Annotated in this window: 17 protein-coding genes; 2 read left to right on the forward strand and 15 right to left on the reverse strand. The window is 52.5% G+C overall.

Features of this window, described 5'->3' with window-relative positions:
* Positions 1–16: 16 nt before the first annotated feature.
* Both KI215_RS08890 and recA read right to left on the reverse strand, forming a co-directional pair.
* Positions 17–667, reverse strand: coding sequence for a RecX family transcriptional regulator (locus tag KI215_RS08890; protein WP_212772405.1), 651 nt, complete (start codon positions 665–667; stop codon positions 17–19).
* A 40-nt stretch (positions 668–707) separates the two neighbouring features.
* Positions 708–1,760, reverse strand: a complete 1,053-nt coding sequence (gene recA, locus KI215_RS08895) for a recombinase RecA (protein WP_212772406.1) — start codon at positions 1,758–1,760, stop codon at positions 708–710.
* A gap of 189 nt (positions 1,761–1,949) precedes the next feature.
* On the opposite strand from recA, the gene KI215_RS08900 reads away from it, so the two are divergent.
* Positions 1,950–2,246, forward strand: coding sequence for a metal-sulfur cluster assembly factor (locus KI215_RS08900; RefSeq protein WP_420830191.1), 297 nt, complete (start codon positions 1,950–1,952; stop codon positions 2,244–2,246).
* A 42-nt stretch (positions 2,247–2,288) separates the two neighbouring features.
* Here KI215_RS08900 and KI215_RS08905 read toward each other — a convergent pair whose 3' ends face one another.
* From KI215_RS08905 to KI215_RS08945, 10 genes are all read right to left on the reverse strand, one after another.
* The gene (locus KI215_RS08905) at positions 2,289–3,872 is read right to left on the reverse strand and encodes a DEAD/DEAH box helicase (protein ID WP_212772408.1); all 1,584 of its coding nucleotides are present in this window, start codon (positions 3,870–3,872) and stop codon (positions 2,289–2,291) included.
* The gene (locus tag KI215_RS08910; RefSeq protein ID WP_212772409.1) at positions 3,869–5,122 is read right to left on the reverse strand and encodes a competence/damage-inducible protein A; all 1,254 of its coding nucleotides are present in this window, start codon (positions 5,120–5,122) and stop codon (positions 3,869–3,871) included. Before KI215_RS08910 ends, KI215_RS08905 begins: the two co-directional genes overlap by 4 nt.
* Positions 5,123–5,145: 23 nt before the next feature.
* Positions 5,146–5,730, reverse strand: coding sequence for a CDP-diacylglycerol--glycerol-3-phosphate 3-phosphatidyltransferase (gene pgsA / locus KI215_RS08915; RefSeq protein WP_212772410.1), 585 nt, complete (start codon positions 5,728–5,730; stop codon positions 5,146–5,148).
* A gap of 42 nt (positions 5,731–5,772) precedes the next feature.
* Positions 5,773–5,904 (reverse strand): hypothetical protein, encoded by a 132-nt coding sequence (locus tag KI215_RS16115; RefSeq protein ID WP_275956693.1) that lies wholly within the window; start codon positions 5,902–5,904, stop codon positions 5,773–5,775.
* A 160-nt stretch (positions 5,905–6,064) separates the two neighbouring features.
* Complete coding sequence (locus KI215_RS08920; protein WP_212772411.1) at positions 6,065–6,697, reverse strand: hypothetical protein; 633 nt, start codon at positions 6,695–6,697, stop codon at positions 6,065–6,067.
* Positions 6,698–6,898: 201 nt separating this feature from the next.
* Complete coding sequence (locus KI215_RS08925) at positions 6,899–7,963, reverse strand: helix-turn-helix domain-containing protein (RefSeq protein ID WP_212772412.1); 1,065 nt, start codon at positions 7,961–7,963, stop codon at positions 6,899–6,901.
* Positions 7,964–8,061: 98 nt separating this feature from the next.
* Positions 8,062–9,258 carry a helix-turn-helix domain-containing protein gene (locus tag KI215_RS08930; protein ID WP_212772413.1) on the reverse strand — a complete coding sequence of 399 codons (1,197 nt, stop codon included), beginning with the start codon at positions 9,256–9,258 and terminating at the stop codon, positions 8,062–8,064.
* A gap of 31 nt (positions 9,259–9,289) precedes the next feature.
* Positions 9,290–10,432, reverse strand: a complete 1,143-nt coding sequence (locus KI215_RS08935) for a helix-turn-helix domain-containing protein (RefSeq protein ID WP_212772414.1) — start codon at positions 10,430–10,432, stop codon at positions 9,290–9,292.
* 35 nt (positions 10,433–10,467) lie between these two features.
* Positions 10,468–11,232 carry a DUF3388 domain-containing protein gene (locus KI215_RS08940; protein ID WP_212772415.1) on the reverse strand — a complete coding sequence of 255 codons (765 nt, stop codon included), beginning with the start codon at positions 11,230–11,232 and terminating at the stop codon, positions 10,468–10,470.
* Positions 11,233–11,415: 183 nt separating this feature from the next.
* Positions 11,416–11,670, reverse strand: a complete 255-nt coding sequence (locus tag KI215_RS08945; RefSeq protein WP_212772416.1) for a DUF3243 domain-containing protein — start codon at positions 11,668–11,670, stop codon at positions 11,416–11,418.
* A gap of 145 nt (positions 11,671–11,815) precedes the next feature.
* On the opposite strand from KI215_RS08945, the gene KI215_RS08950 reads away from it, so the two are divergent.
* Positions 11,816–12,148 (forward strand): hypothetical protein, encoded by a 333-nt coding sequence (locus KI215_RS08950; RefSeq protein WP_212772417.1) that lies wholly within the window; start codon positions 11,816–11,818, stop codon positions 12,146–12,148.
* 6 nt (positions 12,149–12,154) lie between these two features.
* Here the strand turns inward: KI215_RS08950 and ymfI are convergent, their stop codons facing one another.
* From ymfI to yfmF, 3 genes are read right to left on the reverse strand one after another with little or no spacing between them, the layout of a single operon-like run.
* Positions 12,155–12,910, reverse strand: coding sequence for an elongation factor P 5-aminopentanone reductase (gene ymfI / locus KI215_RS08955; protein ID WP_246512067.1), 756 nt, complete (start codon positions 12,908–12,910; stop codon positions 12,155–12,157).
* Between the two features lie 60 nt (positions 12,911–12,970).
* A complete protein-coding gene (gene yfmH, locus KI215_RS08960; RefSeq protein WP_212772419.1) occupies positions 12,971–14,248 on the reverse strand; it encodes an EF-P 5-aminopentanol modification-associated protein YfmH in 1,278 nt (425 codons plus the stop codon).
* Entirely contained in the window at positions 14,235–15,533 is a 1,299-nt protein-coding gene (gene yfmF / locus KI215_RS08965; RefSeq protein WP_212772420.1) for an EF-P 5-aminopentanol modification-associated protein YfmF, read from the reverse strand. The genes yfmH and yfmF overlap by 14 nt, the downstream gene beginning before the upstream one ends.
* Between the last annotated feature and the right edge of the window lie 98 nt (positions 15,534–15,631).

Genomic DNA, 15,631 nt, shown 5'->3' on the forward strand with positions numbered 1-15,631 from the left:
CCGATCTCATCCCCTCTCATTGTGAATCCCGATGACGTTCGCGATAGTGTTGCAGGATGGAGCAGACGAGCGATTGCGGAAAACCCCGGCGCAACAAATAATGGCCCAACCGTCGTTCCACGGTCGGCCACGGATACCGGCGCAGCCGTTCATATCGTTTTTCCGCCAGCGATCTCGCCAACTCCTGATCCGCTTCTTCGGGAACCTCCGCCAACACCTCGTTGATGATGTCGGCGGCAATCCCCTTTTGCTCCAATTCTTTTCGCAACAGCAAACGGCCACGACCATTTCCGCGTCGTTGTTCCACCCAGGCGGCTGCAAACCGGCGGTCGTCGATATAACCGTAACGGTTGAGCTTGTCCATCGCCGCCCGCACATGCGGGGCAGCAAACCCCTTTCCGACGAGATAACGCTCCACTTCCCAAGCCGTTCGCGGTTTGTATTGCAAATACTTGAGCGCGGCCTGCCACACTTTGTTGCGTTCTTCCTCTTCCAAAACGGCATCGATCTCAACCGGGTCCACCCGACGCCCCTTGGTCAACCGCATTTTGACCAAAACGTCCTCATGTACGGAAACCGGCTCGCAACCCTCGATGAACACACGGTATCGGGCCGTTGTTCCCGGTTGCCGCTCAATCCGAATGATGGTGCCCGGCTCCTGGTTCATGACTTTTCCCGCCTTTGTATAAGGTCAGACCAAGACACGGTCAGGCTTCGAGCTCCAGTTGCTCGGCTTTTTCTCCGGACTCTTGGGCCGCTTCGGATTTTTTCGGTTCAGCCAAGCCGTAGTGGGCACGGATACTGGCTTCGATCCTGGCGCACAACTCCGCGTTTTCTTTGAGGAACTGTTTCGCGTTTTCACGGCCCTGTCCCAGACGCTCACCCTCAAATGAATACCAAGCGCCGCTCTTGCTGATGATGTCCAACTCGGTGGCGATGTCCAGAATGCTGCCCTCTTTGGAGATGCCTTCACCGTACATGATGTCCACGTCGGCTTGCTTGAACGGCGGAGCCACTTTGTTTTTCACCACTTTGATCTTGGTGCGGCTGCCCACCATCTCGTTTCCTTGCTTGATCGTCTCCGCACGACGCACTTCCAGGCGGATGCTGGAGTAGAATTTCAATGCCCGACCGCCGGGAGTGGTTTCCGGGTTACCGAACATGACCCCCACTTTTTCCCGAATTTGGTTGATGAAAATCGCGATCGTCTTGGATTTGCTGATCGCGCCGGACAGCTTCCGCAGCGCTTGCGACATCAGGCGGGCTTGTAAGCCGACATGGGAATCCCCCATCTCTCCTTCAATTTCCGCTTTGGGAACCAATGCGGCCACCGAGTCGATGACGATGATATCGATCGCCCCGCTGCGCACCAGTGCCTCGGCGATCTCCAATGCCTGCTCTCCCGTGTCTGGCTGGGACAGCAACAACTCATCGATGTTGACACCCAGCTTTTGGGCGTACACCGGGTCCAGTGCATGCTCCGCGTCGATGAATGCGGCTTGCCCCCCGACACGCTGTACTTCGGCGATCGCATGGAGTGCCACGGTCGTTTTCCCCGAAGACTCCGGCCCGTATACCTCAATGATCCGGCCGCGGGGATATCCGCCCACTCCCAGCGCAATATCCAACGCAATCGATCCGCTGGAAATCGTTTCTACCTGGGTCGCGGCCGCTTCTCCCATCCGCATGATCGAGCCTTTACCAAACTGCTTTTCGATCTGTCTCAATGCCATTTCCAACGCTTGACGACGGTCGGACATGTATCGTATCACTCCTTGTCTCGTTTCGCCTCGTATCCTCATCATACATTGTTTTGGATTCTTTGCCAAGAGATTTTACGAACATTTATTCGCCACTTTCGACCAGGTTTGATGCATACACTGTCGTGGTACAGTAATGGAAGAAACAACTACAACGATCGGGAGTGATCATCATTGGATAAAGAACGGATGAAAGAGGAGATCATGGAACGCCTGGGAGAAGTCGAGGACCCGGAACTGGGCATCGACATCGTCAACCTGGGCCTCGTATACGGTGTGGATATCGATGATGACGGCAATGTCAAAATCACGATGACGCTGACCGCCATGGGTTGTCCGTTGGCCGGCACGATCAACAGCCAGGTGACGGAGGCGGTCAAAAAAGTGGACGGTGTCCGGGACGTGGAGGTCAACATCGTGTGGAATCCACCATGGACAAAAGATCGCATGTCCCGGTACGCCAAAATCGCACTGGGTATCCAGTAACAAAAACCCCGTCCGCAGAGACGGGGTTTTTGTTTTTCGGGGTTATGAACGGTTACGAGGGCGGGCCGGTTCCAGATTGACTCGTGCGCCGTTGATTTTGGACTGACGTAACGCCTCAAACACGAACGGCGCCGCTTCTTCCGGCACTTCCACAAAGGAGAAGCGATCGTAGATATTGATCCGCCCCACGTCCTTACTGGAAATACCCGCATATTCCGAGATCACTTTGACTAGTTCATGCGGACGGATGTTGACGTTTTTGCCCACGTTGATGAAAAATCGCACCATCCCCGGTGACGCACCCGTTTCACCGAAGTCGTAGGCCGCATCGTTGCCGGTAGCGAAGCGGTCAGCAAATGCCAGCTGCAAAGCGGCCACAGCGATTGTCTCCGGGGAGTGCCGCGTTTCCAGCTTGCGGTACAGCTCCTCAAACAACGAACGGTCGTCTTCGGATTCGATCACCGCCTCCACCTCGGCCATCCAGGCTCGTTGCTGTTTTTGCGCCACTTCTTCTAAGGTGGGCAGTTCGCGAGATTCCAGCTGCCGACCGATCTCCTCTTCGATGGCGCGCAACTGCTTCATCTCCCGCGGCGTGACGAGCGTCAGCGCCATACCGGTCCTGCCCGCACGGCCCGTCCGGCCGATGCGGTGAACGTAACTTTCTACGTCCTGCGGGATGTCGTAGTTGATCACGTGGGAAACACTGCCGACGTCGATCCCGCGTGCAGCGACATCAGTAGCCACCAGCAGCTCAATCTCCCCTTTGCGGAAAGCGCTCATCACCCGGTCACGCTGGGATTGAGCCAGGTCGCCGTGAAGGCCTCCGGCCATATAGCCCCTGGCCTGCAGATTTTCTGCCAGTTCATCGACGTTCTTTTTGGTACGGCAGAATATAATGGCCAGATCCACATCCTCACTGTCCAGAATCCGGCACAACGCGTCCAGCTTCGCGCTTTCCAGCACACGATAGTAGGCTTGCTCAATCGCCGGCACTGTTACTTCGCCCCGATTGACGGTGATATAGCGAGGCTTACGCATATATTTTTGCGACAAGCTGCGAATGCCAGGCGGCATGGTGGCGGAGAAAAGAAGCAACTGCCGGTGCTGCGGTAAAAATTCCATCACCGCTTCAATGTCATCAATAAAGCCCATATCCAGCATTTCGTCCGCTTCATCCAACACCATGATTTCGACGTGTTCCAAGCTCAGCGTGCCGCGTCGCAAATGATCCAACACCCGTCCCGGTGTTCCGATCACAACGTGAACGCCTTGCTGCAGCGCTTTGATCTGCCGTCCGATCGGTTGTCCCCCATAAATGGGCAGCGTGCGAACCCGTTTCGGTCGGCCGATTTTCCTCAATTCCTCAGACACTTGTATAGCCAGCTCGCGGGTGGGCGCCAAAATCAGACTTTGCACCACTCGACGTCGCGAGTCGATCCGCTCCAATACGGGAATCCCGAACGCTGCCGTCTTTCCCGTTCCCGTCTGCGCTTGTCCGATCACATCTTCTCCCCGCAAAACAGCCGGGATACAAGCGGCTTGAATTGGAGAGGGCTCTTCAAATCCCATTTCACGGATCCCCTTGAGAATGGCGGGATCCAAATCAAATCGTTCAAATGACTTCATGTTGTCAATTCACCTTTCTTTATTCGTTCCTGAAGGAGAAACAGCATTTGCTTGGCAGCACGAACTCGAATATCCTCCCGGGATCCGCGGAACGTAAACCGGTAAGCGCGGACAGGACGTCCTCTCTCCGCAAGACCAACATAGACCAGACCAACCGGTTTCCCCTCGGCGGGTGACGGGCCGGCGACACCCGTTACACTCAATCCCCAATCAGCGTCCATCCGTTGTGCAGCCTGCTCTGCCAATGTGCAAGCCGTTTCCATACTGATCGCCCCGTGAACGTCGATAATATTCCGCGGTACCTGCAACAGCCATTCTTTCGCTTCGTTAGTATAGCAGACCACACCGCCTTTGAACACTTCACTTGCCCCCGGAACTGATGTGATCATCTGTGCCACCAGTCCGCCCGTACAACTTTCCGCCAGTGCCAGCGTCTGACCGCGGTCGCGCAACTGATTTACTGTCACCTGCTCAAGCGTTTCGTCCCGCTCGCTGTAACAATACGCTCCCACTCTTTCCAATATCGCCTGTCGGACGGGCGCGATCCGTTCCTCCGCTTCCTGTACATTCGACGCTTTAGCGGTGAGGCGAATAGTAACTTCCCCTCGTTTCGCATAAGGGGCAATGGTCGGGTTGTTCTGCCTGTCGATCAGATCCTTGATCCGTTCTTCCAAGTAAGACTCCCCGATGCCAAAAAACCGGAGCACCTGCGAGTGGATCACCTCTTTTTCAGGCAACAAAGAGATCAAAAACGGTTTCACCTGCTTTTCAAACATCGGAATCAACTCATGCGGCGGCCCCGGCAACATCACATATGTAACTCCTTCATGTGTAACGGCCAACCCGGGCGCAGTTCCGCGATCATTGGGGAAAACCGTGCCTTGCGGAAAAACGAGCGCTTGTTTGTAGTTGCCGGATGGTACAGGCATCCCTCTTTGGCGAAACAGGTCTTCAATCCACCGTCTGGTAGGCGGGTGTTCCACCAATTCAATCCCCAACACTTCCGCCACCGTTTCCTTGGTGAGGTCGTCTTCGGTCGGACCCAATCCACCCGTCAAGATCACGAGGTCCGAACGCTCACGCGCAGTCCGGATCACCTCTTTCAACCGGTCACGATTATCTCCCACGGTAATATGGTAATAAACGCCGATCCCCAGTTCCGAACACTCTCGAGACAAAAACGAGGCATGGGTATTAAGGGTATGTCCTAGTAACAGCTCCGTTCCCACTGCGATGATTTCGGCGCGCAATACTCCTCTTCCTTTCTCTTTTGTCAGCGGCTTTTGGAGAAGCGAATCACCTGATAGTTTTTGGAGAAATAATCAATCCCCGACAACAGGGTGATGATCACCGCCACCCATGTAATAATCTCATCAAAAGGGAACGCAATGGTGGAAAATGGGAAATTGTTGACGATCAATACCACGATCGCAATAATCTGTACGATAGTTTTCAATTTCCCCAGCACACTGGCCGCAATAACCTGGCCTTCCGCCGCCGCCACCATCCGAAGCCCTGTTACGGCAAATTCCCGACTGATGATGACAATCGCGATCCATGCCTCTAAACGCTGCATTTCCACCAAGGAAATCAAAGCCGCGGAAATCAGCAGTTTATCCGCCAATGGATCCAAGAATTTCCCCAAATTGGTCACCAGTTTCTTTTTTCGTGCGATATATCCATCCAAGCCGTCGGTGATCGCCGCCAAGATAAAAATGACGGCTGCAATGATTTCACTAATCGTGATCTCCCCGCCGCCGAATCGAATCACGCCCAAATTCAGCCGGACCAATAAGAAAATCATTACAACCGGAACCAGAAATATCCGCGCCAGGGTAATTTTATTTGCCAAATTCACGTCAGCGAACCTCCCCCGCGAGATCTAGGTCGCAAATACGGGTTAATTGAGGAAATAGATTCCTTTGTATGCAGTATCGCCGATCTCCGGGAAATCCAACGTCACATTTGTTCGCGCACGGGAACAATTGCGGATAAACCGAAGTGGGATCACCGGTTCCGACGATTCCGCCATGAAGTGAGCTCCTCCATGATGGTGTCTATTTTAAGAAAAGCGCGATCGGTTGCCTTGTTCTCCCCAGCGTCTCGTTCATCCTTTCGTAAGTATAAACGATCAAATTCGAGCCTGTCAAAAAAGAGCAAAAGGGGAAATCCCCTTTTGCTCCGACAGGTACTCATCGAGCAAGCTGAAATTGGTACGTGTGTTCCGTTTTGACACCTTGCGTGTCAACCGTGTAGCCGTTGACATTGATATCCACATTTTTGGGGATCCATACTTTGAGGGAAATCCAATTGGGATGTTTCAGCACTTTGGTTTCCCCTTCCTGCAACACCATTTGGGACATGACCGGTTTGGTGGGGCCTCCGCCTCGTGCGCGGAATTTGGTTGCTTTTTTCGCCTTGATGGTGACGATCACTTCAGAAGCTTTTTCAATTCGATACACATCCCCATAATAGTTGGACTCCGATGGTTTCACCAGCTGTACCACGGCCTGAGAACCGCCGGTGTCAGGCCGTTTGACGCTGTCGATGGAATGGGTGGTAAATCCCCGGGTTGTTGCTTGGCTCCCGTCTTCGCTCTGAAGATACCAGATCATCGTCGGAATTCCCAACAAGATTACACCCAGAATCACCCACACATACCATTTGGACATCAACGCTTTCGGCTTCCACTTTTCCGGATTCCACACAAACCTCTTTCTTTTTCGTTTTTGTTCAGCATACCGCTGGGTACGGCTGAGCCTCACCCGTTCTTCCTGTCGAGACGAATCTTCCACTTTACCCGTCAACTCCCATTGTTTCTTCATACTGGCACAACAATACGGTCGAATTGACATCGACACTACATGCCGTGTGACTAGATCCCACACGGCGAAAGCACCAGAAACACTCCCTTCGGTTGCGAGTGGGCTTCTCGCTTTAGCGAAGGCTTCGTCCAAACCTTGGTAATCTGTCACCGTCAGTATAACCTACCACCCAAACGCTGTCAAAAAACCAGGTATTTATCGTTATGTCAATTTTTTCACAATATGAACATAGAAACTGGGATCCACTGGCTTTCCGTTCACCAACATCCGGATGTTTTGCGGGAACTGAAATCGCACCCACAATTCGGCGTGAGCTCCCTCGTATTCAAACTCCTCACCGGGATGCAAAGTCACATCCTTAATCGGTGCTCCGTATTTTTGTTCGGTGATGACCACCCGGGATACATCGATCGCTTGGATCATTAAATGAAGCTGTTTTTGGGATTGCAGTTCATACTTGTTCGTATCTTCGTCCTCGTTCACGAATGTCAATTTCGCGCTGGGATCCTCTTTGCTCGGATCCGTTTTTCCGGCATTGGACAATGTTACCTGATTTTTTCCAGCCGCGACTTGTCCGGCTCCCCCGTCTTCCTTGTTGAGGAAGGAATACACGCCACCGGCGGTAATGGAAACCAACAATACACCTGATAATGCCCACAACCAAATCCTCTGTTTTCCTAACAATCCGTTCTTTTTCCTTGTGCGCGTTACTTTGCGTCGTCCACGCCCTCGAACGGAAACCGGGGGGTTGGTACGCGACAATGACATCGATTCCGACGGACTGTCCTCTGTCGGTGAAGCCGGTTCTGTTTCTCCGGGATCAGACAGCAATGCAGGTAAACGTTGAGTGCTATGTACCGACTGTGAATCGTTCTGATAAACTTGGCTGGCAGTTGTGCTAGGTCTATGTACGGAAGTTTGTTCCAGTCTTTCTGTTGCGAAACGGCCCGTTGTCTGGGACGACGGCTTGTGTTCATCTGGGTTGACCGCGGACATCGATTGCGTCGTCCATTCCAGCAATTTTTCCTGTGTCATTTCATTGGTACGGAATTTGCGCAAGATATGTTGGGGTTCCAAACCGACAGCTTCGGCGTATTGACGCAAGTATTTACGTGCGTAGTACGGACTGGGCAATTTGTCGAATTGGCCGTTTTCAATCGCGATTAAGTAACCCTTCAAGATACGGGTTTTTGCCTGAATATCATCCAAAGTCAAACCGAGCGATTCGCGTGTCTCCTTCAATTGGCGACCGATATCTGCCGACACCTTCCTCCACCTCCAAAAAACGAACAAATAACTGTTTGCCGTCATCGGTTGTTCATGGCAAAAGACTCTCGGAAACACCGAGAGCCCCATCGAGATCCCTACTCCTTAATCAATTTTATCTCAATCTTTTTCTCATTGGAATAATCGGTATTGACCGGCTGTCCATAAACCGTGATTTTTACATTGCGCGGTATGTCCACTGTGATCCACAGATCGTTCGCATAGGAGAAAGTCTGCTGATCCCCGCTTTTCAATTGCCACGATTTGATAGGAGTCCCGATCTCCTGATTGCGGATGGTGACTGTGGCATCACCGACGGCAACGATGTTCAGTTGGATCTCCTTGGCATGAACCAGCTCATAATGATCCGGTGCAACCGCACTGGTAACCGTGGGGTTGAGTATCGGTTTCTGCTCCGATGTCGCCCCTTCCGCACTGGCACTTGCGGAAGACTTCTGCTTCACGGGCGCAGATTCGTTGTCCATATACAGGGTGATGCCAAGCGCGATCGCGGCGATCACGAACAATATCGCCCCCGCGATCAAAAACCGGGTATACCACTTGCTGAAAGAAGAACGATGAGACGCAGATTGTTTTTTGGATCTGCGCGACAGCCGGGAACCTGTCGTCTCCTCCTCTTCTGGTGGCACTACTGGCATCGGCTTCTCTTCGTTCGCTCCCGTATCCGGTTCCTCGGACCGGATTCCCAACTCGGCCGGATCAGGCCAGTCAGCTGGAACCTCGATTCGCGGTGCGGAAGCTTGTCCATCCATTCGTACCCCGACAGAGGCTTCCTCCTCCCACTTCTGAGGCGGGAGGGAAGATTCCAGTTCACCGCTCGTCGATCGAGTTCTGGAATACGTTCCAAATCGCCTGTGAGAGCCCCGTTGTTCTGCACGTGACAAGGATCGGTGCTTTCCGGTGTTCCCTCTCCTGTCTTTTTGAAGCAACGCCTCTTCCGATGAGGCAGCCGCCTCCGTACGGCTGGTGCGACGTCTACGGATACTGCCTGTGCGGGCATCTCGGGTTCTTGTACGTACGTCGGTGTAGTGATTTCCCGCAGTCGTCTTGCCGGTCATGTACATGCGAATGAGTGCCTGAGGATCCTCCCCAACGCATAGGGCATAGGAACGCAAATAAGAACGGACGTATGGACCCGGCAATGCCTCCAACTGCCCCGATTCGATCGCCTGCAAGTATTGCGGTTCGATGCCCGTTATTATCGCGACATCTTCCAAAGTCAACTCTCTGGATTCCCTAGCTCGCTTGAGCCGGCGACCCGCCTCGGCCGACATCCGGCCCACCTCCCACCCCATGTTTCATTTGCTATTTTTTCAATTCAATCCGATAGCTTTTGGGTAGATTCTGTGCAGTCGTGTCAATATCGACACCGTTGACTTTGATTTCAGCATTGGAAGGAATGGTCAGTCGGAACCATACAAACTTGTCTTTTTCAATGGGCTGGATGTCTCCCGTTCTCATGGAAACAACCGCTTCGCGCTGCCCGACATCATTGCCGTAAATCAGCTGGGTTTCGCCTTGGGATGCTTTGATTTCCACCTTGATTTTATCCGCATTTTTCAATTCGTACAGATCCCCATCGTAGTTTTCTTCACTGGTATCGGTCTGCACCCGGGTCAGCTGCGGCTGAACGGCCTGGTTGGCATTGACCGTACCATTGCCCTGATCAATCAGTTTGGTGAAGGACGAGCTATTGTTGGACGCCTCTTGGTTGTCGTCCTTCAAAACGAAGGTCAACGCCGCGGCCGAAACCAACAGGATCGCTCCAACTGCCGCTACCCGAATCACCCAATTCGGCGCGCCTCCCTTTTTGGGACTGTGATTGGCATTGGTTCCCCGGCGCGAGGGAACGATGCTACCCGAATCGGGTTGACCAGCGTCAGTTGTACTGGCTCCCGAATTGGAGGGCAATACGGGGAGGTTGGCCGTTTTCAGCCGTTGGGTATTTTGCGATACGCGTGGAATTCGGCCGGTGGACTGCAAATCCGCATTAACGGCTTGTTGTGGACCCGTCACTTGCGGATAGCGCCCCGTTTGCTGGAATCGAACGCTTTGGGACACTCCCCTCATCGGAGCTGTGTTGCCCAGTCGGATCCGCTGGGTATGACCCAGCTGATCAGTACGTGGGCGACGGAAACGCCCCGTCTGTTGGCTGACAGGCCGTGTGCCGATCCGTCCCCGCCGGGCAGTATTCTCCGTCGGATCAGTTACACCTCCACGCACCGTTTGATCGTACAGACCCAACAACTTTTGGGCGTCCAAACCGAGACTGTTCGCATAGGTACGGATGAACGCCCGGACGTAGATGGGACTCGGTAGCTGATCAAACCGATCCTCCTCCAACGCCCGCAAATACTCTGCATGAATTTTGGTTTGCTGTTGCACCTCTTGTAAACTCAGACCCATTGCCTCGCGTGCCTGCCGAAAATGCAAGCCGATACCCGACATGGATCCCGCACCTCCTGTCCTGGAACTCACGGTTATCAGAAGCTGCTGTAGTCCGTCTCCAGCACCTTATAGTCGATGACTTCTTCAGGATGGTTGCGCAGCTCGATGATGTAATCAAAATCATCCAGTGTGAATTCAGTTTCCCGCACGAAAATGTCCGGATGTTCGATCACTTTGGTTGCTGGCATCCGGATAATTTCGCGTACCAACATCGCATGGCGCTCGGTGGAGCGCATGGTGGAAACGATGCCGTCGATGATGTACACGTTCTGGGAGGTCATTTCGTCGTGGGCAAGCTGATTGCGGATCGTTTGTCTCAACAATGTGGAGGAGACAAAAATCCAGCGCTTGTTGGCGCACACACTGGAAGCGACAATGGATTCCGTTTTCCCTACGCGGGGCATGCCACGCACGCCGATCAGCTGATGACCTTCCTTTTTGAAAAGTTCAGCCATGAAATCCACCAACAGCCCCAGCTCGTCGCGCGTGAATCGAAACGTGCGCTTGTCCTCCAGGCAACGATCCAGGTAGCGGCCGTGACGAACCGCCATCCGATCCATCAGGGTGGGGGGGCGAAGCGCCGTTATCGTGATGTTGTCCACTTTGGACAGAATATGTTCGAGAGCCTGAATCTTCTCCCTGTCTTCTGTCCGAAGCAACATACCCCTGCGCCGGTTTTCCACACCATTAATTGTCAAAATGTTAATGGAAAGCATCCCCAGCAACGAAGCGATATCTCCCAGCAATCCTGGTCTGTTTTTATGTATTTGATACTCGAGATACCAGTCGTGGTCACTCATCGCGGCACACCTTTCATGAAATCTTCACGCATCTGTACACAAACAGATGAGTCTACCAAATTTGTTTAATAGTATATCACATGTTTCACCGTTCGCGTATCCTTTTTAACAAAGAAATCCTTTTGTAACATAAATGAAACGCCCGATTAAATCTGGGCGTTTCATTTATTTAAGTCTTTTATTTTACTTTTTTCCATCATTCACCATTTTTACCATCAATCCGGCAATGGTGCGCTGTTCCTCTTCGTTGGCTACACTCCACAACTCCTTGAGCAATTTCTCCTGCTGATTTTCGGGATTTACCCCTTGGGCCAAATAATCGCCGATCTGATAAGCCAACTCATTGATTGTTTCCTGGTTCATGCCCATGCCTTCCGCCTGGTTGACACGTTGGGACAGGAAATTTTTCCATTCCTGAAAATCACTCAAAATGGACACCGGGATTCCCTCCTTTGTCATCCCTCTCGGGTTTACGCATAATATGAGCGTTCCCGGTGTTTTTTATGCAACAGTGAATAAGAAGGTGGCGAATGGCGCAGGATAAAATAGGAAAACAAACAGTTGAAATGGGGATGTGATCAACGTGCCAATCGATTTGAAACGACGATTTCCCCTTTCCCTGCACCTTCAGCCGCACGAAATTCTGCTCCTTTACCCTGCCAAGTTATCTCACGATAGCCGGAATGCCTACAAGACATTGACTCAACGTTATGCCATTACCGTCATGTCCTTGGATGAGACTCTCCCCAGGGATATGTGGGCATCTGTACGATTCGTATTGACATTGGAACAATTGTCGGTTGCCGACATTCCACATATTTCTAGATGCCGCTGTCTTCGTTTGGTGAACGCCGGTCCTGTCGAAGTGGAAGAAACCGTCCGTTATCTGCTGGGACTGCGTCCATTGCCGGATTAAATCATATTACGGATACCATCCCCCGTTGACATGCAGAACCTGTCCGGTGAGATAACCGGCTTCCTCCCTGCAAAGAAAAGCGGTCAAAGCAGCGACGTCGGCAGGCCGTCCCAAACGCCCCACCGGAATTTCCCCGACCAGGGCCGAACGTTCCTCCTCTGCCAGTTGCGCCCTAAGCATATCTGTCTCAATGGCGCCGGGGGCCACCGCATTCACCGTGATACCGGAAGGTCCCAACTCTTTGGCCAACGCGCGAGCCATCCCGTTGACCGCGCCTTTGGCGGCCGAGTACAATGCTTCCCCCGCACCGCCGGACTCACCCCAAATCGAGGAAAGCAACACGATTCGACCGAAATTTCGAGACAACATGTTGGGCAGACAAGCTTGAATGAGATGAATCGCTCCCTTGATATGTGTATCAAACACGGTGGCGTATTGATCATCCGTCACATCCTGAATCAATCCGATCCCGGCCACCCCTGCATTGTGTACCAGAATCAACGGTGGACCCAATTCGCGTTTGACCCGTCGCACCATCTCCTCCACGTCAGATCGGGAGCGCACATCAGCCCGATACGCATATGCGTATACCCCATGGCGCCGACACCGTTCCACGACCTCCTGCGCTTTGGTTTCCTCTGTCCGATAACCGACCGCCACGAATGCACCTTCTTGAGCCAAACGTTCAGCGATGGCAGCTCCGATCCCCCGACTGGCCCCCGTCACAACAGCCACTCGATCTTTCAACGGCGTTGCGCACATCCTACATCCTCCCATGCAAAAAGCGCCCGATCGGGCGCGTAATCGATGGAGTGAAACGGATTACGACCGAACTATCGATACCGCAAACCGGTCCCAATTGACATGCTCGCGCATCCGTTCATTTACTTCCTCCGGTGTCAACGATTCCAGAAGCGGAATGAGGCGGAACAAATCCGCGCCGTTAAAACGATACCGGGTGAACTGATTGGCGATCCACTCAGGTGAGTTGAGATAGCGAAGATATTGGCCAATTTTTTTCTTGCGGATTCGTTCAAAGGTATCCGCTTGAATCCCGGTTTGCACGCGTTGGGGCAACTCATTTTCTACTCGTTGCGTCAGTTTGTCCGGATCCGGCGTATCGCCGCCGACAATGGAAAAGCCGTAACCCTGTTCCAACGTATAGTCGAATCCGAAATTGTCGTCAATTAAGCCATCGTCATACAGCGATTGATACAGATCGGAACCAGGGCCGAACAGCGCTTCGAGAACCAATTGCGTCGCCAACTCCTGTTTGAGGAAATCATCCCCCGTCAAACCGAGCCGGTGTTCCTTGAAACCGAACAAGCATTTGGGAATCCCAACCGTCAACCGGATCTCCTTCCGCTTTTCAGCCACCGTCTCCGGCTCCTCGGGATAGAAACGCTTGATTTCAGCTTGCTTGCCGAACGGTTTGGCGGCTTGATTTTCCCGAATCCACTGCATGGTGGTCTCGGGGTCAATCGAACCGACCACAAACAACACCATGTTGCTGGGATGGTAAAACGTCTCGTAACACTTGTACAACGTCTCTTTGTCGATTTTGGCGATCGACTCGACCGTTCCCGCGATGTCGATCCGTACCGGATGACGATGGTACATCGCCTCGATCAGACCAAAGTACGACCGCCATTCGGGATTATCATCATACATACGGATTTCCTGTCCGATGATCCCTTTTTCCTTCTCCACATTCTCATCAGTGAAATACGGCCGTTGTACAAAATCGATCAGGGTCATCAAATTTTCCTTGATCTGATCGGTCGCCGAAAACAGATAAGCTGTTCGGTCGAAGCTGGTAAATGCGTTGGCCGAAGCCCCCTGCTTGGAAAACCGGGTAAAGACGTCCCCGTCCTCTTCCTCAAACATCTTGTGCTCCAAAAAGTGAGCGATCCCGTCCGGAACCTGGATCTCCTCTTCACCCGGAGGTTGAAAATGATTGTCGATCGACCCATAGCGGGTGGTAAAAGTGGCATACGTTTTGAAAAAGCCCTGCTTCGGCAGGAGATACACTTCCAAGCCGTTGGGCAGCTGTTCATAATAGAGCGTCTCTTTCAATTGGGGATGTTCAATTTGCTGCATCTGCCGTTACCTCCCCTTTATCGCGCAGGAAATAGATGGTGTCCAACTGTACTTTTTCCGCCACGCGTTGCACATCCGCCTTGGTGACTTGTTTCAGGTCTTCCACCAATTGTTCCAACGGGCGTGGCTTGCCGCTCAAGATCGAATGGTATTCCGCGTCGATCAAGTCATAAGAGCGATCCTGCCGCTCCCGCAATTGGTTGATCAACGTGGCTCTGGTTTGCTCCAATTCCACATCATTGATGTCGCCTTGCCGCATCGCGTCCAATTGCTTGCGGATGATGTCGACCGCCTGTTGGTAGTTGGCGATTTCGATCCCCGACTGAATCGTCATAATACCCTTGTGACTCTCCAGCCGTGAGGATGCGTAATAAGCCAAGCTCGCTTTTTCACGCACATTTACAAACAGCTTGGAATGCGGAAATCCTCCCAGAATTCCGTTGTACATCATCAGCGCGACGTAATCTTCGTCGTGGATGGAAACCTGCGTGCGGCAACCCAAGTTCAGCTTGCCCTGCTTGACATCCAAACGGTCCACCACTTCTTTGACCTCACGCACAGTATGCCGCACTTCACCCGTTTCCACGGGTACACGCTCCGTCTGATCGGTCGGAAAATGTCGCTCGACCAGCCGAACCACCTCATCGACCGACACATTGCCGACAAAGAATAGATCAATGGGACGATGGCGGATCAGATCACGATAATATGTATACAACGATTGGGCATCGATGTGATCCAGATCCTCCGACCTGCCGTAGGTAAACAAACTGTACGGCTCGCCCGCGCACATTTCTTCGATGCATCGTTGGGCGGCATAGCGAATTTTGTCGTCCTTCAGACTCTCGATTTTTTGTTTGAGGTTCTTTTTCTCCGCTGCCACGTAAGATTCCTTAAATCCGCCGTTTTCCGTAACGGGACGCAACAGTACCTCGCTCAGAAACGCGACGCCCTCTTCCAACAGAGAAGCTGAAGCACGTAAATATTGTTCGTTGGCGATCTCCAATCCCACTTGCAGCACATGACGCTCCCCGCGTTTGTATACATCGGCGAACAGATTGGCACCGTACAGTTCTTCCAATCGTTGTTTCAACTGCAACGTCGTGGGGTAGGTTTCCGTTCCTCGTTGCAACACTTGGGGCAACAGCGCCGTTTTTGTGACGTTTTGCGGTGACAGTTCCTGTTGGATCATCGCGGATAGGGTGTTGGTTTTAAATTTATCCGTCGCACATACATGAACGCGCAAATTGCCGACCGGAATTGATTGAAATTGAGCGTAGCTCACACGTACACCTCTCCTTCTGTTGATTCAAACAATCACTTTTTTCATTATAGCGTAACAAACATTCGTTCCTCTAGGTGTTGCTATCTTTATTATGACCG

Source organism: Polycladomyces abyssicola (assembly GCF_018326425.1).
GTDB lineage: Bacteria > Bacillota > Bacilli > Thermoactinomycetales > JIR-001 > Polycladomyces > Polycladomyces abyssicola.